The 21,335-nt window shown below is 68.8% G+C and carries 21 protein-coding genes; 16 read left to right on the top strand and 5 right to left on the bottom strand.

The features are described 5' to 3' along the window. The first annotated feature begins 18 nt into the window (after positions 1–18). Together AB0J62_RS29070 and trxA are read left to right on the top strand one after the other, a co-directional pair. A complete protein-coding gene (locus tag AB0J62_RS29070; protein WP_363877684.1) occupies positions 19–387 on the top strand; it encodes a MerR family transcriptional regulator in 369 nt (122 codons plus the stop codon). Then, positions 384–719, top strand: coding sequence for a thioredoxin (trxA, locus tag AB0J62_RS29065; RefSeq protein WP_363877681.1), 336 nt, complete (start codon positions 384–386; stop codon positions 717–719). The genes AB0J62_RS29070 and trxA overlap by 4 nt, the downstream gene beginning before the upstream one ends. Here trxA and AB0J62_RS29060 read toward each other — a convergent pair. Next, positions 716–1,084 carry a VOC family protein gene (locus tag AB0J62_RS29060; RefSeq protein WP_363877679.1) on the bottom strand — a complete coding sequence of 123 codons (369 nt, stop codon included), beginning with the start codon at positions 1,082–1,084 and terminating at the stop codon, positions 716–718. The genes trxA and AB0J62_RS29060 overlap by 4 nt on opposite strands. Before the next feature lie 56 nt (positions 1,085–1,140). On the opposite strand from AB0J62_RS29060, the gene AB0J62_RS29055 reads away from it, so the two are divergent. The 7 genes from AB0J62_RS29055 to AB0J62_RS29025 all read left to right on the top strand — a co-directional run bounded on the left by AB0J62_RS29055 (position 1,141) and on the right by AB0J62_RS29025 (position 8,664). After that, positions 1,141–1,305: a CopG family transcriptional regulator gene (locus AB0J62_RS29055; protein WP_328998984.1), complete on the top strand. Its 165-nt coding sequence runs from the start codon at positions 1,141–1,143 to the stop codon at positions 1,303–1,305. Then, positions 1,302–1,955 carry a VOC family protein gene (locus tag AB0J62_RS29050; protein ID WP_363877676.1) on the top strand — a complete coding sequence of 218 codons (654 nt, stop codon included), beginning with the start codon at positions 1,302–1,304 and terminating at the stop codon, positions 1,953–1,955. The genes AB0J62_RS29055 and AB0J62_RS29050 overlap by 4 nt, the downstream gene beginning before the upstream one ends. A gap of 79 nt (positions 1,956–2,034) precedes the next feature. Further along, complete coding sequence (locus AB0J62_RS29045) at positions 2,035–3,273, top strand: MFS transporter (protein WP_363877674.1); 1,239 nt, start codon at positions 2,035–2,037, stop codon at positions 3,271–3,273. Positions 3,274–3,340: 67 nt separating this feature from the next. After that, positions 3,341–4,165 (top strand): GNAT family N-acetyltransferase, encoded by an 825-nt coding sequence (locus tag AB0J62_RS29040; RefSeq protein ID WP_134098534.1) that lies wholly within the window; start codon positions 3,341–3,343, stop codon positions 4,163–4,165. Between the two features lie 93 nt (positions 4,166–4,258). After that, on the top strand, positions 4,259–5,311 hold the full coding sequence (locus AB0J62_RS29035) for a M14 family zinc carboxypeptidase (RefSeq protein ID WP_363877671.1): 1,053 nt from the start codon (positions 4,259–4,261) through the stop codon (positions 5,309–5,311). A 117-nt stretch (positions 5,312–5,428) separates the two neighbouring features. Then, on the top strand, positions 5,429–7,192 hold the full coding sequence (locus AB0J62_RS29030; RefSeq protein ID WP_363877669.1) for a proline--tRNA ligase: 1,764 nt from the start codon (positions 5,429–5,431) through the stop codon (positions 7,190–7,192). Between the two features lie 140 nt (positions 7,193–7,332). Continuing rightward, on the top strand, positions 7,333–8,664 hold the full coding sequence (locus tag AB0J62_RS29025; RefSeq protein ID WP_363877667.1) for an FAD-binding oxidoreductase: 1,332 nt from the start codon (positions 7,333–7,335) through the stop codon (positions 8,662–8,664). A gap of 7 nt (positions 8,665–8,671) precedes the next feature. On the opposite strand, the gene AB0J62_RS29020 is transcribed toward AB0J62_RS29025, so the two are convergent. Both AB0J62_RS29020 and AB0J62_RS29015 read right to left on the bottom strand, forming a co-directional pair. Beyond that, positions 8,672–9,889 (bottom strand): sigma-70 family RNA polymerase sigma factor, encoded by a 1,218-nt coding sequence (locus tag AB0J62_RS29020; RefSeq protein ID WP_363877665.1) that lies wholly within the window; start codon positions 9,887–9,889, stop codon positions 8,672–8,674. 11 nt (positions 9,890–9,900) lie between these two features. Beyond that, entirely contained in the window at positions 9,901–10,311 is a 411-nt protein-coding gene (locus AB0J62_RS29015; protein WP_363877663.1) for a YciI family protein, read from the bottom strand. 115 nt (positions 10,312–10,426) lie between these two features. On the opposite strand from AB0J62_RS29015, the gene AB0J62_RS29010 reads away from it, so the two are divergent. Both AB0J62_RS29010 and AB0J62_RS29005 read left to right on the top strand, forming a co-directional pair. Next, positions 10,427–11,206, top strand: coding sequence for a TSUP family transporter (locus AB0J62_RS29010; protein WP_363877661.1), 780 nt, complete (start codon positions 10,427–10,429; stop codon positions 11,204–11,206). Between the two features lie 9 nt (positions 11,207–11,215). Then, positions 11,216–11,968, top strand: coding sequence for a class I SAM-dependent methyltransferase (locus AB0J62_RS29005; protein WP_363877659.1), 753 nt, complete (start codon positions 11,216–11,218; stop codon positions 11,966–11,968). Here AB0J62_RS29005 and AB0J62_RS29000 read toward each other — a convergent pair. Continuing rightward, positions 11,952–13,085, bottom strand: a complete 1,134-nt coding sequence (locus AB0J62_RS29000; RefSeq protein ID WP_363877656.1) for a cytochrome P450 — start codon at positions 13,083–13,085, stop codon at positions 11,952–11,954. The two genes, AB0J62_RS29005 and AB0J62_RS29000, sit on opposite strands and share 17 nt — an antisense overlap. A gap of 121 nt (positions 13,086–13,206) precedes the next feature. Between AB0J62_RS29000 and priA the strand changes: the two genes are divergently transcribed. The 5 genes from priA to AB0J62_RS28975 all read left to right on the top strand — a co-directional run bounded on the left by priA (position 13,207) and on the right by AB0J62_RS28975 (position 20,031). After that, positions 13,207–13,980, top strand: coding sequence for a bifunctional 1-(5-phosphoribosyl)-5-((5-phosphoribosylamino)methylideneamino)imidazole-4-carboxamide isomerase/phosphoribosylanthranilate isomerase PriA (gene priA / locus AB0J62_RS28995; protein WP_363877654.1), 774 nt, complete (start codon positions 13,207–13,209; stop codon positions 13,978–13,980). Further along, on the top strand, positions 13,977–16,268 hold the full coding sequence (locus AB0J62_RS28990) for an HAD-IB family hydrolase (protein ID WP_363877651.1): 2,292 nt from the start codon (positions 13,977–13,979) through the stop codon (positions 16,266–16,268). Before priA ends, AB0J62_RS28990 begins: the two co-directional genes overlap by 4 nt. Continuing rightward, positions 16,265–17,464, top strand: coding sequence for a zinc-binding dehydrogenase (locus AB0J62_RS28985; protein WP_363877649.1), 1,200 nt, complete (start codon positions 16,265–16,267; stop codon positions 17,462–17,464). The genes AB0J62_RS28990 and AB0J62_RS28985 overlap by 4 nt, the downstream gene beginning before the upstream one ends. Positions 17,465–17,545: 81 nt before the next feature. Continuing rightward, positions 17,546–19,099, top strand: coding sequence for a lactate racemase domain-containing protein (locus tag AB0J62_RS28980; protein WP_363877647.1), 1,554 nt, complete (start codon positions 17,546–17,548; stop codon positions 19,097–19,099). After that, positions 19,099–20,031 (top strand): lysophospholipid acyltransferase family protein, encoded by a 933-nt coding sequence (locus AB0J62_RS28975; protein WP_134098564.1) that lies wholly within the window; start codon positions 19,099–19,101, stop codon positions 20,029–20,031. The genes AB0J62_RS28980 and AB0J62_RS28975 overlap by 1 nt, the downstream gene beginning before the upstream one ends. On the opposite strand, the gene AB0J62_RS28970 is transcribed toward AB0J62_RS28975, so the two are convergent. Next, the gene (locus AB0J62_RS28970) at positions 20,032–21,255 is read right to left on the bottom strand and encodes an SGNH/GDSL hydrolase family protein (protein WP_363877644.1); all 1,224 of its coding nucleotides are present in this window, start codon (positions 21,253–21,255) and stop codon (positions 20,032–20,034) included. It abuts the gene before it with no gap. Positions 21,256–21,335 lie beyond the last annotated feature (80 nt).

Below are 21,335 nucleotides of genomic sequence, written 5' to 3'. Positions count from 1 at the left end.
CGGGGTGAAGGAGGCGGGATGCGGATCAGCGATCTGGCGGCCGAGGCCGGTGTGACGGTCAAAGCCGTGCGGTACTACGAGGCGCAGGGGCTGCTCAAACCGCGGCGCGAGTCCAACGGGTACCGGGCGTACGACGCGGACGATGTGGTCGTGGTGCGTGAGGTGAAGGCGCTGCTCAGTCTCGGGCTGACCGCGGAGCAGACGTACCCGTTCATCGAGTGCCTGCGCGCCGGCAACGAGCGCGCGGACGTATGTCCGGCGTCGCTCACGGCGTACCGGACCCGGATCGCGGACGTGGACCGGCGGATCGCCGAGCTCACCGATCTGCGGGCCCGGCTGACCGACCTCCTGACCGATGCCGAGAGCTGGAGGATGAAACAACTATGAGTGAACTGCGTACCGTCGACGAGGCCACCTTCGACGAGGTCGTGCTGCGGTCCGAAAAGCCCGTGCTCGTGGACTTCTGGGCCGAGTGGTGCCCGCCGTGTCACCAGATCGCGCCGGTCCTCGCCCAGATCGCCGCCGACCGCGCCGATCAGCTGACGGTCGTGAAACTGAACTCCGACGAGAACCCGTCCGTCTCCGCGCGCTACCGCGTGATGGCGCTCCCGACCCTGATCCTGTTCCACCACGGCAAAATGATCTGGTCCGTCGTAGGCGCCCGCCCGAAGGCGCGCCTCCAGAAGGAACTGGACGACGCCCTCCTGGCGGCCGTCTAGCCGGTGAACTTGTAGAGCTCGACCAGCACGCCGTGGGGGCCCGCGACGTACGCCGAGGTGGTGCCCCAGTCGGTTTCGGTCGGCTCGAGGACGACGTTGCCGCCTCGGCGGCGGATCTCTTCGATGTCGGCGCGGACATCGTCGCTGCTGAACTGCAGGAGGGTGCCGCCGAGCGGGCCGAAGCCGTCGATCATCGCGCCGGTGTGCAGCGCGATCGTCATCGCGCCGGCCCTCACCTCGGCGTACCCCTCGCTCGCGGTGCCGGAGATCTCCAGGCCGAGGATGCCCGCGAAGAAGTCGGCCAGGTCCTGGTTCTTCTCGCGGGTGTCGGTGAGTAGACCGAGGTGGTCGAAGCGGAGGTTCATCGTCGGATCTCCCTGTCGGTTGACGGTTAGCTGTCTAGGATGCTAGCAATATAGCCATGGCGGATGACGGTGGCAAGAAGGTGCAGTTCAACGTGTATCTGCCGCCTGGGCTGGTGCGGCGGGTGAAGCACAAGGCCATCGACGAGGGCGCCAGCCTGTCGGCGTTGGTCGAGCAGGCGCTGGCGGAGTACCTGGACAAGCACGGGGAGGCGCGGGGATGAACGACCTGAACAACGCGGTGATCAGACCGCTGCGGTTCACGGCGGACGTGGAGGCGATGCGCGCGTTCCTCGAGAAGCTGGGGCTGCGGTCGCGGATCGAGTCCGAGCGCGGCGGTTGGGTCGACATGCTGACCGGTCGCGGCATGGTCGCGCTGCACGACGCCGCGAGCAGCAGTACCGGCGGCCGGCCGGGGCAGACCACGCTGTCCTTCGAGGCGGAGAAGATCTACGAGCTGCGCGACCGGCTCGAACAGGTCGGATTCGTCGACGCGACCGTCTTCGACGAGGCGTACGGGCGCGTGCTGTCCGTGACGGGACCGGACGGCGTCGTCATCTGGGTCGACGAGCGCTCCGAGGACATGTACGGCTACAAACTGCACGACGCGCGTCCGGACGAGCGATGGTCGGTCACGCCGTACCTGACGGGCGCGGAGGAGCCGGCCTGGCGCCGCTTCTTCGAAGGCGTCGGCCTGCAGACCCCTGTGCGGTTCGGCCCGGCCGACGGCGCGTTCGCCGTACGGCTGGACCTCAGCACCACGGAGCCCCTGGACGAAGTCGCAAGCCGGCTCGGCACGTACGACGTGACGCGGACCGCGACCGGACTGGAGATCGTGGACCCCGACGGCCAACTGGTCGTGGTGCACGGATGACCGCCGTACGACGCGCCGGACTCGACGGCGACTTCCTGATCCTTGACCTCGACCGCACATGAACATGCAGGATGCCGCCATGACGACAGTGGTCCCCGATCGGCTGCGCGACGACCCGGACTTCCGGCGGTACTGGACTGCCCGCGCGCTGTCGATCACCGGGTCGATGGTCACAGCGATCGCGCTCCCAGTGCTCGTCTACCGGCTGAGCGGTTCGACTGTCCTGACCGCGCTGGTGACAGCGCTGGAGTCGGCGCCATACCTGCTGACGGGACTGTTCGCGGGCGCGCTCGCAGACCGTTGGAACCGGCGGCGCGTGATGATCACCGCGGACTGCGTGAACGCCGTACTCGTCGGGTCGGTGCCGCTCGCGCATCTGCTGGGCGTGCTCTCGATCGCGCATGTGCTAGTGGTCGCGTTCACCGTTCAATCCGTCTACACGTTCTTCGACGGCGCGAACTTCGGTGCACTGCCGGTCCTGGTCGGCCGGGCCCGGGTAGCGCAGGCCAACTCCGCGGTCTGGACTGCGTCGAGCCTGATCGAGCTGTTCGTCCCGCCACTGACCGGTCTGACTCTCGCCGTACTCGATCCGGCCAGCCTGCTCACGCTGGACGCGCTCAGCTTCGCAGCGTCCGCGTTCGCCGTCCGAGGGATCGTGCGGGCGATGTCCGAGTCCCGCGCGGGTCAGCCACCGCTCCGGCCGCGGGTGGTACTGACCGACATCGCTGACGGCCTGCGGTACCTGATCCACCACGCCGGCGTACGGACCATGACGATCGTCGGCAGCGTGCAGTCGTTCGCCGGCGGTGGATTCATGGCCCTGATCGTGGTCTGGTGCGACCGCGTCCTCCACATCGGTACGTCGGGACTCCGGTTCGGACTGGTCTGGGGGACCTGGGGCATCGGCGGACTGATCGCCGCACTCAGTCTGCCCCGGTTGCTGAAGCGGATGCCGCCCGCAGCGATCACGCTGTACGCACTGCCGGTCTCTGCGCTCCTGGGCGTGCTCACACCGCTGTCACCCGACTGGGTCGCCGCTGCGTTGGCAACGCTCGTCTGGGGTTCGGCGTACGTGCTGGTGATCGTCAATGCGATCTCGTACCGCCAGCAGGTGACTCCGGAGAAGCTGCTCGGCCGGGTCAACACAGCGGGCCGGATGCTGTCCTGGGGCGTCGGGTGGACGCTGGGCTCGGTAGTCGGCGGAGTGCTCGGCAACGCCTTCGGACCGCGCACCGGAATGGTGCTGATGGGGCTGTGCGGGTGCGTCGGCGTGGTCTTCGCCTGGACCTCGCCGTTGCGCCGGATCGCGGCCGGATAGGACACCGAGCTTTCCTGACCCGGCCCCGTTGCATACGAGTACGGCGTTCATCCGCTAGGTTCTGCGCGTGGGCGTACGGGTTCTCGGTCCTCGTGACCTCGCGGCGGCGCGCGCGGTCATCGCCCGCGATCCGGTCGTGAATGTGTTCGTCGACAGCCTGGTCCAGGCGTCCGGACTCGACCCGCGGCGCGGCGCCGAGGTCTGGGGGTATGTCGACAAGGGCGCGCTGGAGGCCCTGTGCCACGCCGGCGGCAACATGGTGCCGGTGGGCGCGGACGACGCGGCGCTGCGCGCGTTCGCGGCGTACGCGATGCGGCGCGGGCGGAACTGCTTCCAGATCCTCGGACAGGCCCGGGCGGTCGATCAGCTGTGGAGCATCCTCGAGCCGCACTGGGGTCCGGCCCGGGAGGTGCGGGACGACCAGCCGTTCATGGTGATCGAGGGGTCGCCGCTGATCGCTCCGGATCCGCTGGTCCGCGAGGTGGAGCCGGTCGAGCTCCCGATCCTGTATCCGGCGTGCGTGGCGATGTATACCGAGGAGGTCGGCGTACCGCCGCAGACCGGTCCGGACGGGACGTTCTACCGGTCGCGGGTCGCGGAGCTGATCCGGGCCGGGCGCGCGTTCGCGCGGATCGAGGACGGCCGGGTCGTGTTCAAGGCCGAGGTCGGCTCGGTCGGCTCCGGCGTGTGCCAGATCCAGGGCGTGTGGGTCGATCCGGAGTACCGCGGTCGCGGCCTCGCCGCGCCAGGTATGGCGGCGGTGGTGGAGCTGGCCCGGCAGATCGCGCCCGTCGTCACGCTGTACGTCAACGCCTTCAACCTGCCGGCGCGCGCGGCGTACGAGCGGGTCGGATTCCGCACGATCGAGACCTTCGCGACGATTCTGTTCTGATACTGCTTACTCTCCGTGATCCGGAGCCGGCGGTTGTCGGGTTGGCTGGTCGGCATGCGAAGGCTCGCGGTTCTTCTGTGCACCTTTGCCCTCATGCTGCTGTCCTCGACGGCCTACTCGGCGCCCGGCGTGACGTACTACGGCGGGTACCACACCGTCGCCGGCCACGAGCAGCACGATGCGGCCGTTGCCGCGGCACATCCGGATCTGGTGAAGCTGTACGACATCGGCGACTCGTGGACGAAGGCGCAAGGCCGGGGCGGGCACGAGATCCAGGCCCTGTGCATCACAAAGCTCGCGCCCGGCGATTGTGCCCTGAACAGCACCGGGAAGAAGCCCAAGTTCGTCCTGCACGCCCAGATCCATGCGCGCGAGATCGTGACCGGCGAGATCGCGTACCAGTGGATCGACCTGCTCGTCTCGTCGTACGGCGTCGACCCTGAGCTCACCGCCCTGCTCGACACCCGCGAGCTGTGGGTGGTGCCGATCGCGAACCCGGACGGCGTGGATGTCGTCGCGTCGAATCCGGCCCGGCCGCTGCTGCAGCGCAAGAACCTCGACGACAGTGCGGGCGGATGCTCGACCGGGTATCCCGGAGTCGACCTCAACCGCAACTCGTCGTTCCACTGGGATGCGGACCAAGGCGGTCCGTGCACGGAGATGTATCCGGGTGCGAAGGCGGCGTCCGAGCCTGAGACGGTTGCGATCCAGGGACTGCTGGCGAAGATCTTTCCCGACACGAAGGGCGCCGAGGACGAGCGGGCCGCCGCGAGTACGACCGGCGTCTTCGTGACGCTGCACAGCTACGGCAACGACATCCTCGCCCCTTGGGGATACACCGACACGGCCGCGCCGGACCGGGAGGCGTTGGTGGCCCTAGGCAACAACATGGGTGCGCTCACGGGCTATCCGGTGTCGACGGGGGACGGCGGGATCGGGTACTTCACACCCGGCTCGACCATCGACTGGTTGTACGGGACGCGCGGCGTCCCGGCGTACACCTTCGAGATCGGCCCTCGAACCGGCTGGTGCGCCGGATTTCTGCCGCCCTTCTCGTGCGTCTCCTCGACGTTCTGGCCGCTGCTGAAACCAGCGTTGGTTTACGCGGCCCGGGCCGCCGCGACTCCGTACGGCCGACTGCCCTGATCACCCTCGGGTACGCTCCCCGGTGCGGCCCTGTGGATAACGTGGTGAGAGCATATCCGCCGGACGGATATTCTCTGTGACGTCCCGTTTTCTACTTTTGCACGCTTGGAGACTCCCGTGATTTTGCGTATGTCGTCGCTGTTCCTCCGCACGCTTCGCGAGGACCCGGCGGACGCGGAGGTCCCGAGCCACAAACTGCTCGTCCGCGCCGGGTACATCCGTCGCGCCGCGCCCGGCATCTACACCTGGCTGCCACTGGGCCTGCGAGTGCTGCGCAACGTCGAGCGGATCGTCCGCGAGGAGATGGACGCCATCGGCGCGCAGGAGCTGGTCTTCCCGGCACTGCTGCCCCGCGAGCCCTACGAGGCGACCGGCCGCTGGACGGAGTACGGGCCGAACATCTTTCGGCTGAAGGACCGCAAGGGCGCCGACATGCTGCTCGGTCCGACGCACGAGGAGATGTTCACGCTGGTCGTGAAGGATCTGTACTCGTCGTACAAGGACCTGCCGCTGTCGATCTACCAGATCCAGAACAAGTACCGCGACGAGGCGCGGCCGCGGGCCGGCGTGCTGCGCGGGCGTGAGTTCGTGATGAAGGACTCGTACTCGTTCGATGTCGACGACGACGGCCTCGCCGCGTCGTACGAGAAGCATCGCGAGGCGTACATCAAGATCTTCGACCGGCTCGGGTTCGACTACGTGATCGTGCAGGCGATGTCCGGTGCGATGGGTGGGTCGCGGTCCGAGGAGTTCCTCGCGATCGCGGAGAATGGCGAGGACACCTTCGTCCGCTCCCCGGGTGGGTACGCCGCCAACGTCGAGGCGGTCGTGGTGCCGCAGTCGCCGGCCGTCGACGCGTCCGGCGTACCGGCCGCGGAGGTCGTGGATACGCCGGACACGCCGACCATCGACACGCTCGTCGACGCGCTGAACGCGAAGCACCCGCGGACCGACGGCCGCGAGTGGACCGCCGCGGACACGCTGAAGAACGTGCTCGTGATGCTCGTGCACCCGGACGGGACCCGGGAGCCGCTGGCGATCGGCGTGCCGGGGGACCGGGCGATCGACGAGAAGCGCCTCGGTGCGCAGGTGGAGCCGGCCGAGGTCGTGGCCTTCGAGGAGGCGGACTTCGAGAAGAACCCGTCGCTGGCGAAGGGCTACATCGGGCCTGGCGTGCTGGGTGCCGAGAACACGTCGAAGATCCGGTACCTGCTCGACCCGCGGGTGGCCGAGGGGTCGGCGTGGGTGACGGGCGCGGACAGGACAGGCTTCCACGTCATCAACCTGGTGCACGGTCGCGACTTCACCGCGGACGGCACGATCCAGGCCGCCGAGGTGCGCGACGGCGACCAGGCGCCGGACGGTTCGGGTCCGCTGGAGACGGCGCGCGGTATCGAGATGGGCCACATCTTCCAGCTCGGCCGCAAGTACGCCGACGCTCTAGACCTGAAGGTCCTCGACCAGAACGGCAAGCTCGTCACGGTCACTATGGGCTCGTACGGCGTCGGTGTCACCCGCGCGGTGGCCGCGATCGCCGAGGGCAACCACGACGAGCTCGGCCTGGTCTGGCCGCGCGAGATCGCACCGGCCGACGTCCACCTTGTTGCCACCGGCAAGGACTCCGAGGTCTTCGCGAAGGCAGCCGAGATCGCCGCCGAGCTGGAGGCGCGCGGGCTGAGCGTGATCTACGACGACCGGGAGAAGGTGTCGCCGGGCGTGAAGTTCAAGGACGCCGAGCTGATCGGCATCCCGACGATCGCCGTCGTCGGCAAGGGTCTCGTGGACGGCACCATCGAGGTGAAGGACCGCCGCTCCGGCGACCGCGCCGACGTGCCGGTCGCCGACGTCGTCGACCACCTGGTCGCGGCTGTCCGCGGCTGAGCCCCAGCACTGGACCGGCCCCACTCCGCACGGAGTGGGGCCGGTTGCATTTCTTTCGTCGACCGTGTCGAGGAATGCGAATCGGCTCCGATCCCGGGGTGAGACGCCAGAGGGGGCGTCTCGGATCTAGGGAGTTGGCGATGACGGAATCTGTAGTAGTTGGCCGGGGGATCGGCGAGCTTCGCGGGGCTGTGCTGGGTGAGGTCCTCGTGGACGGAGACGCCGGGTACGCCGATGCCGGACGGGTGATCATGGCCGAGGGCCGGCCGAGCGTGGTGGTGCGCTGTACGGGTGCCGCTGATGTGGTCGCTGCGTTGCGGTACGCCGAGGCGCAGGACCTGCCCGTCGCCGTACGGAGCGGTGGGCACAACGCGGCCGGGTTCGGTACGAACGACGGCGGCGTGGTCATCGACGTACGGCCGATGGACGAGGTCAAGGTGCTGGCGGACGATGTCGTTCGCGTAGGCGTCGGCGCGACCTGGGGAGACGTGGCCGCGCGACTTGGAGAGCTCGGGCTGGCGATCTCGTCGGGGGATACGGCGAGTGTGGGCGTCGGTGGGTTGATGGCCGGGGGTGGTATCGGCTGGATGGTCCGGAAGCACGGGCTGGCGATCGACAACGTGGTGTCGGCCGAGGTCGTCACCGCGGACGGTTCGGTACGCCGGGTCGACGCCGCGAACGAACCGGAGTTGTTCTGGGGACTGCGCGGCGCGGCCGGCAGTCTTGGGGTGGTCACGTCGTACGACATCACCGCCGTGCGGCAGCCGACCGTGCACTTCGGCACCTTGCTGTACCCGTGGACTCAAACGGAGCAGGTGCTCAACGGCTGGGCGGAGTACGCAGCGCATGCGCCCGCGGAGGTGACGTCGTCGCTGCAGCTCGCGCCGACGATGATGGCCGATCGTCAGGTCCCCGTCGCCGTGATGGTGTGCGTCGCCGGAGACCCTGCGCTTCTCGAGCCGCTGCGCAATCTCGGCACGCTGCTGACCGACAAGGTCGCCGAGGTGCCGTACGCCGAGGTGTTCTCGGAGATGTCGATGCCCGCGGATTGGCGTCCGCGGATCCGCAACGGCCTCTTCGACATGTGGTGGCCCGATCTCACGGGCAGGCTGCTCGAGGGACGTCAGCAGCTGCCGGCGATGGCGATGGAGATCCGGGCGCTCGGTGGCGCGTTCGGTGCGATGCCGGCGGACGCGACCGCGTTCGCCCACCGCGACGCGCAGTTCATGGTCAACTCGGTGCTGATGGGAACGCTCGAAGCCCAAGGCTCGCAGCCCGCGGAGTTCGACGCCTTCTGGCAGACCCTGCGGCCGAACGGCGCGTACCTGAACTTCCTGTCGGACCCGACCGACGCGGACCTCGACAGCTGCTACCCGGCGTCACACCGGGCCAGGCTCGCCGCGCTCAAGCGGGAGGTCGACCCCGGCCACGTGTTCCGCAACGCGCTGAGCGTGCCTCCGCAGGCCGTGTGAGCCGGCATCACGTGTCGAGGTTGGCGATGCGGTCGCGCAGGTAGTTCTGTTCGGCCGTGTTCCGGGTGCGCTCCAACGCGGCGAGGTAGTTGGAGCGCGCCAGGTCCGTCCGGCCGGCGAGTTCGTGCAGGTGGGCCAGGACGGACAGGCGGCGATGGTGCTCGCCGAGGTACTTGTCGTCGGCGAGTTCTTCGACGATCGCGATGCCGGCCTCCGGGCCTTCGGTCATCGCGATCGCGACGGCCGCGCCGAGCCTCACCATCGGACTCGGGTCGACCTTCTCGAGGAGGCGATAGAGGCCGGCGATCTGTTCCCAGTCGGTGGTCTCGACCGAGTCGGCCTCGCTGTGCACGGCGGCGATCGCTGCTTCCAGCTGGTACGGGCCGACGGCGCCGGTGCGCAGCGTCTCCTCGACGATGCGTGTGCCCTGGGCGATCTCGTCGGCGTGCCAGCGGGATCGGTCCTGCCGATCGGCCGGGATCAGGTCCCCGCCAGGCCCGGTCCGCGCGTCGCGGCGGGCGTGGGTGAGGATCATCAACGCGAGCAAGCCCGCCACCTCGCCGGCTTCGCCCGTGGCCTGACACAGCAAGCGGGTGATCCGGAGCGCCTCCTCGGCGAGATCCACGCGCTGCAACGATTCCCCGGCGCTCGCGGTGTGGCCTTCGTTGAAGATCAGGTAAAGGACCTGCAGTACGGCGGCCAGCCGCTCGTCGTACTCCTCGGCCGTCGGGAGCTCGAACCGGGCGTCCTTGATCAACCGCTTCGCCCGGCTGATGCGCTGCGCGACGGTGCTCTCGCTGACCAGCAGAGCGGCGGCCACCTCGGCTGTGGTGAGACCGCCGACCGAGCGCAACGTCAGCGCGATCTGGGAGGCAGGCGTCAGCGCGGGATGACAACAGAGCACGAGGAGCCGGACTGTGTCGTCGGCGTCCTCGTGGTACTCGTCGGGGTCGTACTGGTCGGTCGGCGCCCGCAGGAAGTCCTTCAGCTCGCGCTGCCGCCGCGCGTTGTCGCGTCGCCAGCCGTCCATCATCCGGCGGGACGCGACGCTGATCAGCCAGCCGACCGGCTGCTCCGGTACGCCGTTCGCGCCCCACTGCACGAACGCGTCGACGAGCGCCTCCTGGACCGCGTCCTCGCACTGGTCGAAGGCGTCGTACCGCCGGACGAGAACCGCCAGTGCCCGCGGCGCCGCCGCCCGAATCGCCGCTTCGAGCTCGGGCACCGCGGGATCGCTCACGATTCGCCAGGCCCGGTCAGGAAACCGTCCAGCTGGGACAGGAAGTCGTCCTGGTCCAGACGGATCTCGCGGAGCTCGACGCGACGGAAGCTTGCCAACGGGATCCGCGCCGCGATCTCCAGCGCCCGCTCCACCGAGTCGCAGTGCAGCACCATCGCGCCGGCCAGGAACTCCTTCGTCTCCAGCAGCGGACGGTCCGAGATCACCGGCGTACCGGCGACCAGCTGGATGTCCTTCTCCTCACCGGGGTCCTTGAGCCCGAGGATCGATACCAGCTCCCCGGTCGCGAACAGCTCGCGCGCGGTCGCGGCGACCAGCTCGCCCCCGCCGGACATCTCGACCAGCTCCTGCTCGGTGAACTGCTTGAGCGCCTCGGCGTTGTTGTGGATCAGCAGTAGGAACTTCACTCCGCCATTCTCCCGGATCGGGTGTCATAGCTCTCATTGACCCGCCTAAGGGTCTGTAAGGGTTGAATCGCACAACGCCATTACCTGATCATCGGGTCCGTGAGGATCTCCCGCTGTGCCTGATATTTCGTTGTGGACATTGCTGTTCCTGGTGATCGCCGCCTTCGCGGCGGGCTGGATCGATGCCGTGGTCGGCGGCGGCGGACTGCTGCAGCTTCCCGCGATGCTGCTCGGTCTCCCGAACGCCTCGCCGGCGCAGATCCTGTCGACGAACAAGATCTCGTCGCTGTGCGGTACGACGACCAGCGCGGTCACGTTCGGCGTGAAGGTCCGGCCGGACAAGAAGACCGTCCTGCCGCTCGCGATCCTCGCCGGGCTGGGCGCGGCGACCGGCGCCTTGGTCGCGACGAAGATCCCGATGTCGTGGTTCAAGCCGATCGTGCTGGTGTTACTGATCGTGGTCGCGATCTACACCGCGATGAAGCCGTCGCTCGGCGCACGGACCGCGTTGCGCTTTGACGGCCGCGACCACTACCTCGCGGCGAGCGGGGTCGGCGTACTCATCGGCTTCTACGACGGCGCGGTCGGCCCGGGCACCGGCTCGTTCCTGATCTTCGCCCTCGTCGGTCTGCTCGGCTACAACTTCCTGCAGGCCAGTGCAAAGGCGAAGATCGCGAACGTCGCCACCAACCTCGGCGCGATCATCGTCTTCGCCCTCCACGGCGCACCGCTGTGGGGCCTCGGCCTGATCATGGGTGCGGCCAACATGCTCGGCGGTCTCCTCGGCGCCCGGACGGCGGTTGCCCGTGGCAGCCGGTTCGTCCGAGTGATCTTCCTGGTCGTCGTGTCCGCCCTGATCCTGCGACTCGCGTACGACGTGTTCTTCGCACGGTAGGGTTTTGAGATGGTCGACTACAACGGTCGGATGGGCAGTGTGTACGCCGCGGGCCGTGGGATGCAGCCCGCCGAAGTACGCCGGTGGACCTCGGCGTTCGCGACGTACCTGCCGCAGCGGCGGCCGTTGGATGTGCTCGATCTCGGGAGTGGGACCGGTCGGCTGAGCCCGGGGCTGGCCGAGGAGTTCCAGGGCCGGGTGTACGGCGTGGAGCCGTCCGACCGCATGCGTGAGGCCGCCCAGCTGCATCCGCGCGTGACCTATCTGAGCGGCAGCGCCGAGCAGATTCCGTTGCCTGAGGCATCGGTTGATGCGGTGCTGATGTTCCTGTCGTTCCATCATTTCCCGGATCAGCTGCAGGCTCTGCGCGAGGTGCACCGGGTCCTGCGGCCCGGGGGAGTGGCGTTGCTGCGCAGCCAGTTCTCGGATGTGATGCCGGACTTGTTCTGGTACGAGTACTTCCCGTCCGCGCGGGCGGTTGACGCGGCGATGTACCTCTCGATCGGGGAGGTGAAGGCGCTCGCGACCGAGGCGGGGCTGGTCCCGGACGAGGACGTCGTACGGATCACTGCCGAGGAGCCGCGGACTTTCAGCGAGAGCTACCAGCGGCTCAGTCATCGGGCGTTCTCGACGTTCGAGTACCTGTCGGAGGATGAGGTCGTGCCCGGGTTCGAGCGGTTCGCCTCGGATGCCGAGCAGGATCCGGATCGTTTGATGCCGGTGTACTCCGCGACGATGCTGGTTCTCAGGCGTCCCAGCTGACGCGCAGCGCGGACGGCTTGCGGAAGACGAGACCTCTCGGCGCGGGTGAGTCCGCGGCGAGGCGAAGGCCGGGGAGCCGGAGGACGGCTTCCAGCGCGGTGAGCGTTTCGAGCCGGGTCAGGTGCATGCCGAGGCAGATGTGCGGTCCACTCGCGAAGGCGAGGTGGCGGCGCGCATTGGGTCGGCGTACGTCGAACGTGTCGGGCGACTCGAACATCTCCGGATCGCGGCCGGCGCCGGCGAGGGAGACGGTCACCATGTCGCCGCGGCGGATCTGTGCGCCCGCGAGCTCGATGTCGCGGGTGGCGTAGCGGTCGACCACTGCGGCGGCCGGCTCGAGGCGGAGTGACTCCTCCATGGCGTTGGGGAGGAGCGTCGGGTCGGCGAGGACGAGGTCGAGTTGGTCACGGTTGGTCAGCAGGTGCCAGAGGGCGTTGGTGATCATGCCCTCGGTGGTCTCGATACCGCCGAACATCAGTACGGCGGCGTTCGCGACGACCTCGTCGACACCCAGCCCGGCCTGCGCAGCCGCGGCGATCAGCGAGTCCGACGAGTCGATGCCTGCAGCAACATGTTTGTGCAGTTCACCGAACGCGGCGGCGCCCTCGGCGCTCACCGGGTGGCCTGCGGAAACACCGGACACGGACGCGGAGATCGCCGTGTACCAGTCGAGCACCGTCGAGGCCGAGGCAGGCGGCAACCCGAGCGACAACGCAACCACCGCGACGGACAACGGCCCTGCGAGCGCGGGGCGGAGGTCCGCGGTCGGGCCGACGGCTGCGCGATCGGCCTGAAGAGCGGCCATCAGTTCGTCGACGGTTTGCTGCACCGGGCCGACGAAGCGACGGCGGGTCTCGGCCAGGGTGAACGGGGACTCGAACGGATCGCGATGTGCCTTGTGACCGGCGCCGTCGAGCGAAAGCATCGACGGACCGACGACTTGTGCCGTCGAGAACCTCGGATCGTCGACGGTGAACGTCTCCGGGTCGCGCAACACCTTCAGCACCAGCGCGCGAGAGGTGACCATCCAGGTGCTCAGCGCCTCGATCCACCCGATCGGCCGGATCGATGCCAGCGTCGGATGCGGGTCGGTTTCGAGTTGCTCGACAGTCGCCACCCGACCAGCGTAATGATAGGACCACTGACCCTGCTGGTATTGCTGAGACAGATCGGATATGAACGACTCAGCGGGCGTCCGGGTTACGAATCCTTCAGGAACGCCCTCTAGGGTGTGGGCCATGTCGGTGTCAGATTCGTCCCCCACCCCGCCGCCCCGGTCAGGGCATTTAGTGCTGCTGCCTGCCGTCGATGTGGCGGACGGGCAGGCGGTTCGGCTCGTGCAGGGCGAGGCCGGGAGCGAGACGTCGTACGGCGATCCGCTGGCTGCCGCGATGGCCTGGCAGGAGGCCGGCGCGGAGTGGATCCACCTGGTCGACCTGGACGCGGCGTTCGGCCGCGGCAGCAACCGGGAACTGCTCGCCGAGGTGACCGGCAAGCTCGACGTCCAGGTCGAGCTGTCCGGCGGCATCCGCGACGACGACTCCCTGACGGCCGCCCTCGCGACCGGTGCCCGCCGGGTAAACATCGGCACCGCCGCGCTCGAGGACCCGGAGTGGTGCGACCGGATCATCCAGCAGTACGGCGACCGGATCGCGATCGGGCTCGACGTCCGCGGCCGGACGCTGGCGGCGCGCGGCTGGACCAAGGAAGGCGGCGACCTGTACGAGGTGCTCGACCGGCTGGAGGCGGCCGGCTGCGAGCGCTACGTGGTCACCGACGTCACCAAGGACGGCATGCTCCAGGGCCCGAACCTGGAGCTCTACCGCGACCTGTGTGCGCGCACCGACAAGCCGATCATCGCGTCCGGCGGCGTCTCGAGCCTCGACGATCTCAGGGCTCTGAGCACGCTGGTGCCGGACGGCGTCGAAGGCGTGATCGTCGGCAAGGCCCTGTACGCCGGCGCGTTCACCCTGACCGAGGCACTCGAGCTCACGCGTGGAGGCGACAAGTGAGTCTGGCCGACAAGCTCAAGGACAAGAAGGTCCTTGTCACCGGCGTCACCGGATTCGTCGGTGAAGCGCTGCTGCATCGGATCATCGGCGAGCTGCCCGGCACGACCGTGGCCGCGATCGTCCGGCCGAAGGGCTCGCTGTCCGGCGCGGACCGGATGGCGCAGATGCTCCGCAAGGACATCTTCAAGCCGTTCTACGGCGAGGGCACGGAGTACGCCGACGCCGAGGCGCTGACCGCGGCCCGGATCCATGTCATCGACGGCGACCTGTCCGACGTACCGGAGCTGCCGAAGGATCTCGACATCGTCGTGCACTGCGCCGGCGACGTCAGCTTCGACCCGCCGATCCACGAGGCGTTCACGACCAACGTGCTCGGTACCAAGAGCCTGCTCGAGCGGATCGTCGAGACCGGCCGCCCGGTCCACTACGTGCACATCTCCACCGCCTACACCGCGGGCCGCCGCCGGGGCGCGATCCCGGAGGCCCCGGTCGAGCACCTGGTCGACTGGCGGGCCGAGGCCGAGGCCGGGATGGCGATGAAGGCCCGGATCGAGGAGCAGTCCCGTTCTGCGCCGATGCTGGCGAAGTTCCGCAAGGAAGCGGAGAAGCTGCATCGCCGCGCCGGTCACCTGACCGCCGCGGCGGACACCGAGCGCCGCCGGATCGAGTGGGTCGCGAAGAAGCTGGTCGAGACCGGCACCGAGCGCGCCCGCAGCCTCGGCTGGACCGACTGCTACACATTCACCAAGGCGCTGGGTGAGCGCGTGGTCGAGGAGTTCGCCGGCAAGCTGCCGACGTCGATCGTCCGGCCGGCCATCATCGAGTCGGCGCTGCAGTCCCCGCACCCGGGCTGGATCGAAGGCTTCAAGATGGCCGAGCCGCTGATCCTGGCCTACGGGCGCGGTGAGCTGCCGGAGTTCCCGGCCAGCCCCGACTCCGTCGTCGAGATCATCCCGGTCGACCACGTGGTCGGCGCGATCTGCGCGGTGATGGCGACCGAGCCCGAGTTGAGCAAGCCGGAGTACTACCACGTCAGCTCCGGCGCCCGGAACCCGTTGACCTTCGAGCAGTTGTACGCCGGCGTCCGCGCGTACTTCTCCAAGCACCCCTTCGACCTCGGCGAGCGCGGCGCGGTCCGGCTCCCGGTCTGGAAGTTCCCCGGCGGCGACTCGGTCGAGAGCATGCTCCGGTACGGCGAGAAGGCCCACAAGATCGCCGACAAGATCATCACGACCGTGCCGCGGAGCGAACGCGTCCGCAAGTACGCGCGCGAGCTCGACGTGCAGAAGCGCCGGCTCGACTTCCTCCGCCGCTACATGGATCTGTACTCCGAGTACGCGCAGGCCGAGCTGCAGTTCATCGACGACAACGTGCTGGCGCTGCACAACGCGCTCGAGGGTGACGACCGGGAGAAATTCTGGTGCGACACCTCGATCGTGGACTGGCAGTACTACCTGCAGGAGCTGCACTGTCCGAGCGTCACGGAGTCGATGCGCCGCCTCGACGTCGTCCGCAAGAAGCGGAACAAGGCGCTCGCCGAGTCCGCCGGCGTACTGAAGAAGGTCGAGCCTTCCTCGGAGTCCAAGGTGATCGCGGCGTTCGACATGGACGGCACGCTGCTGTCCTCGAACGTGATCGAGACCTACCTGTGGATGCGGCTGCCCGAGCTGGACGGCCCGCAGCGGGTCGGCGAGCTCGGCGCGATGCTGCGCAAGCTGCCGAAGCTGATCGCGGCCGAGCGCAAGGACCGCGGCACGTTCCTCCGGACGATCTACCGCCGGTACGCCGGTGCCGATCTGGAGGAGCTGAACCAGATCGTCGACGAGATCCTCGCAGAGCACGTGCTCGAACGGCTGAGCGGCGCCGCCGTACGACGGATCCGCGAGCACCGCGCCGCCGGGCACAAGACGATCCTGATCACCGGCGCGGTCCGCCCGCTGACCCGCCCGCTCGAGCCGCTGTTCGACGAGATCGTCGCGGCCGAGCTGGCCGTCGACGACCGCGGTCGCTGCACCGGCTTCCTGTCCGGGCCGCCGCTGGTCGGCGAGTCCCGGGCCGCGTGGATCAAGCACCACGCCCGGACGAGCAACATCGACCTGTCCAAGTCGTACGCCTACGCCGACAGCCACTCGGACCTGCCGATGCTGGAGACCGTCGGCAATCCGGTCGCCGTCTCGCCGGACGTGTCGCTGTTCCGGGCCGCCCGGGCCGCGCGCTGGCAGATCGTCGACTGGAAGACCCCGTCCACGTCGTCCCGTCTGGAGCTCCCTGGGGTGAACGTTCGATGATGCTGGCTCTCGAGATGTACCGGTCGCCGGCCAAGTTCCTGGCGGCCAAGGCGGTCGGCGGTCGTATCCCCGGCATCCTGACCGGACCGGCCGCGCCGCTGCGCCTCGTCACGATCAACGAGCCGAAGGCCGAGCGGCCCGGCTGGGCACGGATCCGGCCGATCCTGTCCGGCATCTGCGGCTCCGACCTCGGCATGGTGACCGGCTCGACCAAGCTGTACTTCTCCGCCGTGGTGTCGATGCCGTTCGTGCCCGGTCACGAGATCGTCGGCGAGCTGCTCGACGACTGCGAGGACCTGCCGAAGGGCACGCGGGTCGTGATGGACTCCGTGCTGACCTGCGAAGCGCGTGGCGTCGAGCTGTGCGAGAACTGCGTCACCGGGAACACCAACCGGTGCGACCGGATCACGGTCGGCCATGTCGCGCCGGGTCTGCAGACCGGGTTCTGCCAGGACACCGGCGGCGGCTGGGGCAACCTGCTGGTCGCCCACCGCAGCCAGCTGTACGCCGTACCGGACGGAATGTCGGACGAGCGGGCCGTGCTGGTGGAGCCGCTGTCCGGTGCGGTGCATGCCGCGTTGCGGGCCAAGGTCCAGCCGGGCCAGTCGGTGCTCGTCAGCGGCGCCGGCGCGGTCGGGCTGTTCGCCACGCTCGCGCTGCGCGAGCTGACGCAGGCCGGCCGGATCACCGTGGTCGCCAAGCACCCGAAGCAGCGTGAACTGGCGCGGGCGTTCGGCGCCAGCGATGTGGTCGCGCCCGACGAGGTGTTCCGCGGCGTACGGCGATCGACCGGTGCGTTCCGGCTGAAGCCGGACTTCGGCGCGGGCGAGTTCCTGCTCGGCGGTGTCGACGTCGCGGTCGACGCGGTCGGCAGCAAGGACTCGATCGACACCGTCCTGCGGGTCACCAAGGCCGGCGGCCGGGTGGTGCTGTCCGGGATGCCGGCCAGCGGCGCCGACCTGTCGCCGGTGTGGTTCCGCGAGCTGGAGGTCACCGGCACCTACGCGTCCGCGCGGGAGGAGCCGAACGGCCGCCCGGCGTTCGAGACGGCGCTGGAGCTGGCCGGACGAGCCCCGCTGGACGGGATCGTCGGTGCGCGGTACCCGCTGTACCGCTGGCGTGAGGCGCTCGACCACGCGCACTCCGCCGGCCGGCTGGGAACAGTCAAGGTTGCGTTCGATGTGAGGGCCTCATGAGGGCCGTGACAGTACTGGAAACAGCGCAGTACGTACGACGAGAGAGGTTCTGACATGTCCCGGCCAGGTTTTGTGCTTGAGGTGGACGACCGCACCCCGCCGCTGCTCGTGCACAACGGTGAGGGCTTCCTGCTCGAGCGGTTCCCGCTCGGCACCCGGGTGGTGTACCCGCCGGAGGCGCTGCCGCCGGTGCGCGACGTCGACGAGGCGATCCAGAACGCGCTGCTCAACCCGATCGAGTCCGAGCCGCTGCCCGAGCTGCTGCGCGCCGGGATGCGGCTGACGATCGCGTTCGACGACATCTCGATCCCGCTGCCGCCGATGAAGAAGCCGGACATCCGGCAGCGCATCATCGAGGCCGTGCTCGAGCTGGCCGCGCAGGCCGGCGTCGACGACGTCGAGCTGATCTCCGCCAACGCGCTGCACCGCCGGCTCACCCCGAACGAGCTGCGCGACATCGTCGGCGAGCGGGTGTTCCGGTCGTTCTTCCCCGACGGCAGGCTCTACAACTTCGACGCCGAGGACAGCGCGAACCTGACCCACCTGGGCCAGACCAGGCACGGCGAGGACGTCGAGATCTCCAAGCGGGCGGCCGAGTCGGACCTGCTCGTCTACGTGAACGTGAACCTGGTGGCGATGGACGGCGGCCACAAGTCGACGTCGATCGGCCTGGCGTCGTACAAGTCGCTGAAGCATCACCACAACAGCCACACGATGATCCACTCGCGGTCGTTCATGGACCACAAGCGGTCCAAGATGCACGAGTCGGCCTGGCGGATGGGCGAGATCCTCACCCAGCACGTCAAGGTCTTCCAGATCGAGACCACGCTGAACAACGACATCTTCGGCGGGCCGCTGGAGTTCCTGCAGAAGCGCGAGTGGGAGTGGTCGCTCAAGGACCAGGCCTCGATGCTCGGCACCAAGCGCGCGCTCGCGGCCGCGCCGGGCAAGCTGCGGCACAAGATCTTCACCGACGTCCGGTCGACCTACGGCCTGACCGGGGTGCACGCCGGCAAGATCGAGCCGGTGCACGACAAGACGCTGGAGAACGTGCACCGCCAGCACCTGGTCGAGGTACAGGGCCAGTCCGATGTCGCGATCATGGGCGTGCCGTTCGTCGGCCCGTACAACGTGAACTCGGTGATGAACCCGATCCTCGCGGCCTGCATGGGCCTGGGGTACTACTTCAACTCGTACCGGGGCAACCCGGTCGTCCGCAAGGACGGCGCGGTGATCCTGTACCACCCGGTCGACTACGAGTTCAGCCAGCTGCACCATCCGTCGTACGTCGACTTCTTCGAGGAAGTGCTTGCCGAGAGCACCGATCCGGCCACGATCGAGGCGAAGTTCGAGAAGCAGTACGCCGAGGACCCGTGGTACATCCACCTGTACCGGACGTCGTACGCGTACCACGGCGTGCACCCGTTCTACATGTGGTACTGGATCTCGCACGCGCTGGACCACTGCGGCGACATCGTCTGGGTCGGCGCGAACCGCAAGACCGTCGAGCGGATGGGCTTCCGGTCCGCGTCGACGCTGCAGGACGCGCTCGAGATGGTCAGCCACTCGGTCGGCCGGTCGCCCTCGATCACGTACCTGCACAACCCGCCGCACCTGCTCGCGGACGTGCGCTGATGGGTACCAGCCTGGTGAAGTTCAGCCGCGACACCGCGCGTGACGTGAAGCAGGTCGCGCGCGGGTGGCGGTGGGGCCGACGGCCGCAGGTGCCGCGGTCGGCCGAGCCGTACGTGATCCCGAAGGAGTCCACGGTCTTCCCGACCAAGTGGGCCCGTACGCCGGGCGCGATCGCGGTCCGCGACCTGATCCAGAAGGGCCCGCTGAACGCGATCCTCAACTTCGAGGTGAGCCCGCAGGTGAGCGGACTCGACTCGCTGCTGAAGCTCGACGGCCCGGCGATCATCGTCGCGAACCACTCGTCGCACCTGGACACCCCGTTGCTGCTGCTGTCGCTGCCGGACGCGATGCGGCGCAAGACGGCGTTCGCGGCCGCGGCCGACTACTTCTTCGACACCTGGTGGCGGGCGGCCGGGTCGGCGATCGTGTTCAACACGTTCCCGATCGAGCGCCGCGGCGGCAACCTCAGCTCGACCCCGGGCGACCTGCTCGCCGACGGCTGGAACGTGGTCGTGTTCCCGGAGGGGACGCGCTCGCCGGACGGCTGGATCCAGCGGTTCCGGATGGGCGCGGCGTACCTCGCCGTCGAGCACAACGTCCCGATCATCCCGGTCGGCATCAAGGGCTCGTTCGCCGCGATGCCGCGCGGCCGCGGCTGGCCGGTCCCGGGCCGCCCCGCGGTGCACGTCCGGTACGGCGACCCACTGCACGCCGCCGAAGGGGAGAGCGCTCGCGACTTCGCGCCGCGGATCGCGGCCGCGGTGTCGGCGTTGCTCGACGAGGAATCGACCACCTGGTACGAGGCCCGCCGCCGGGCCGCACTCGGCGCCTCGCCGTCCCAGACCGGCCCGGAGGCCGCCCGCTGGCGCCGGGTGTGGGAGTCGACCCGCCCGATGAAGTCCACCGACGGCCGCCGCCGCGCCTGGAAGTAGCTACCGCTGGTTGCGTCCGGAGAGCGCTTCGGACGCAACCACGGCCATCGCCGCGTACCCGGCGTCGTTCGGGTGCAGGTGGTCGCCGGAGTCCAACGCCGGGTCGATCCGCTGCTCGTCGGCCGGATCCCCGACGGCCCGGGCGAAGTCGGCGACCGCGTCGTACTCACCTGAGGTCCGGATCCACTGGTTGGTCTGCGCCCGGATCGCCTCGGCCCGGGCGAAGTCGTCGGGCTTCATGTAGTCGGCCTTGAACGGGGTGATCGTGCCGCCGATGATCCGCACTCCGCGAGCGTGGGCGGCGGCGATCATGCTGCGGTAGCCGGCGATCAGCTGGTCCGCCGTGATCCTGGGCGTCACGCCGCAGCCGAAGTTGAACTCGCTGTCCCAGATGTCGTTCTCGCCTTCCTCGACGATCACCGCGCGAACTCCGGGCTGCCCGAGTGCGTCGCGCCGGAACCTCGTCACACCCACCTCGCCGAAACAGGGCAGCTCGTGCAGCAACAGGTTTCCGCTGATGCCGACGTTGGCCACGCCGAGCCGTGTCTTCCCGAGTCGCTGCGCCAGGTCGTCGGAGTACCGGTGATCGGCGCCGGGCGTGGAGTTGTGCCCGTTGGTGATCGAGTCGCCGTAGGTGACGATCGTTCCCACCGCTCCGGTGACGTCGACGCCGGTGAGGTAGTAGAACGCGTGGCTGGTCGCGGTGCCGGGCGCGCTGTCGTGCAGGTGATTGCCGGCGGAGGTGGACGTCGTGGTGAGCCCGTCTTCGTGGAAGGTCGCCGGTCCGGTCGCGCCGTCGAGGTACAGGGAGACAACGAGTTGCTCCCCGGCCGTGGTGGAGACGGCCACCGCATCCGATGTCGTCGTCCGGCCGGGGGCGATCGTCGTACGGCGTGAGCCGTGGAACGTCACGTCGGCGCCGGCCACCGTGATGCCGGTGATCTGTAGCGGCTTGGTCCCGTACAGGTTCGACAGCCGGATCCGCAGGCTCCGGCCGCCGGTGCTCATCCGGACCGTCTGCCGGATCGTTTGGTGGTCGAATCCGGCCCGGCTCCAGTTACCGTCGGCGGCGGTGGGTCTTTGCATCGCGCTCGCCCAGGCAGCTGACCAGCCAGCTGACGAGGCCGTGTCCCGCGGTTGTGCTTCGGCCGATGGGGTGAACATCGTCCCGGCGGTGAGGGCCACGGCGATCGCGCCGGCGGCGAGGTACTTCGTGGTGCGCATGTCGATCCTCTCGATGGGAGAATCGATAGTTACATTGCTACTAGTGTCAGTGCAACTAATTTCACACCGGCTCGGTGACG

The sequence above is a fragment of the Kribbella sp. NPDC049584 genome, from assembly GCF_040675555.1.
In the GTDB taxonomy this organism is placed as follows: Bacteria; Actinomycetota; Actinomycetes; order Propionibacteriales; family Kribbellaceae; genus Kribbella.
This window is presented reverse-complemented; position numbering and strand designations above follow the sequence as displayed.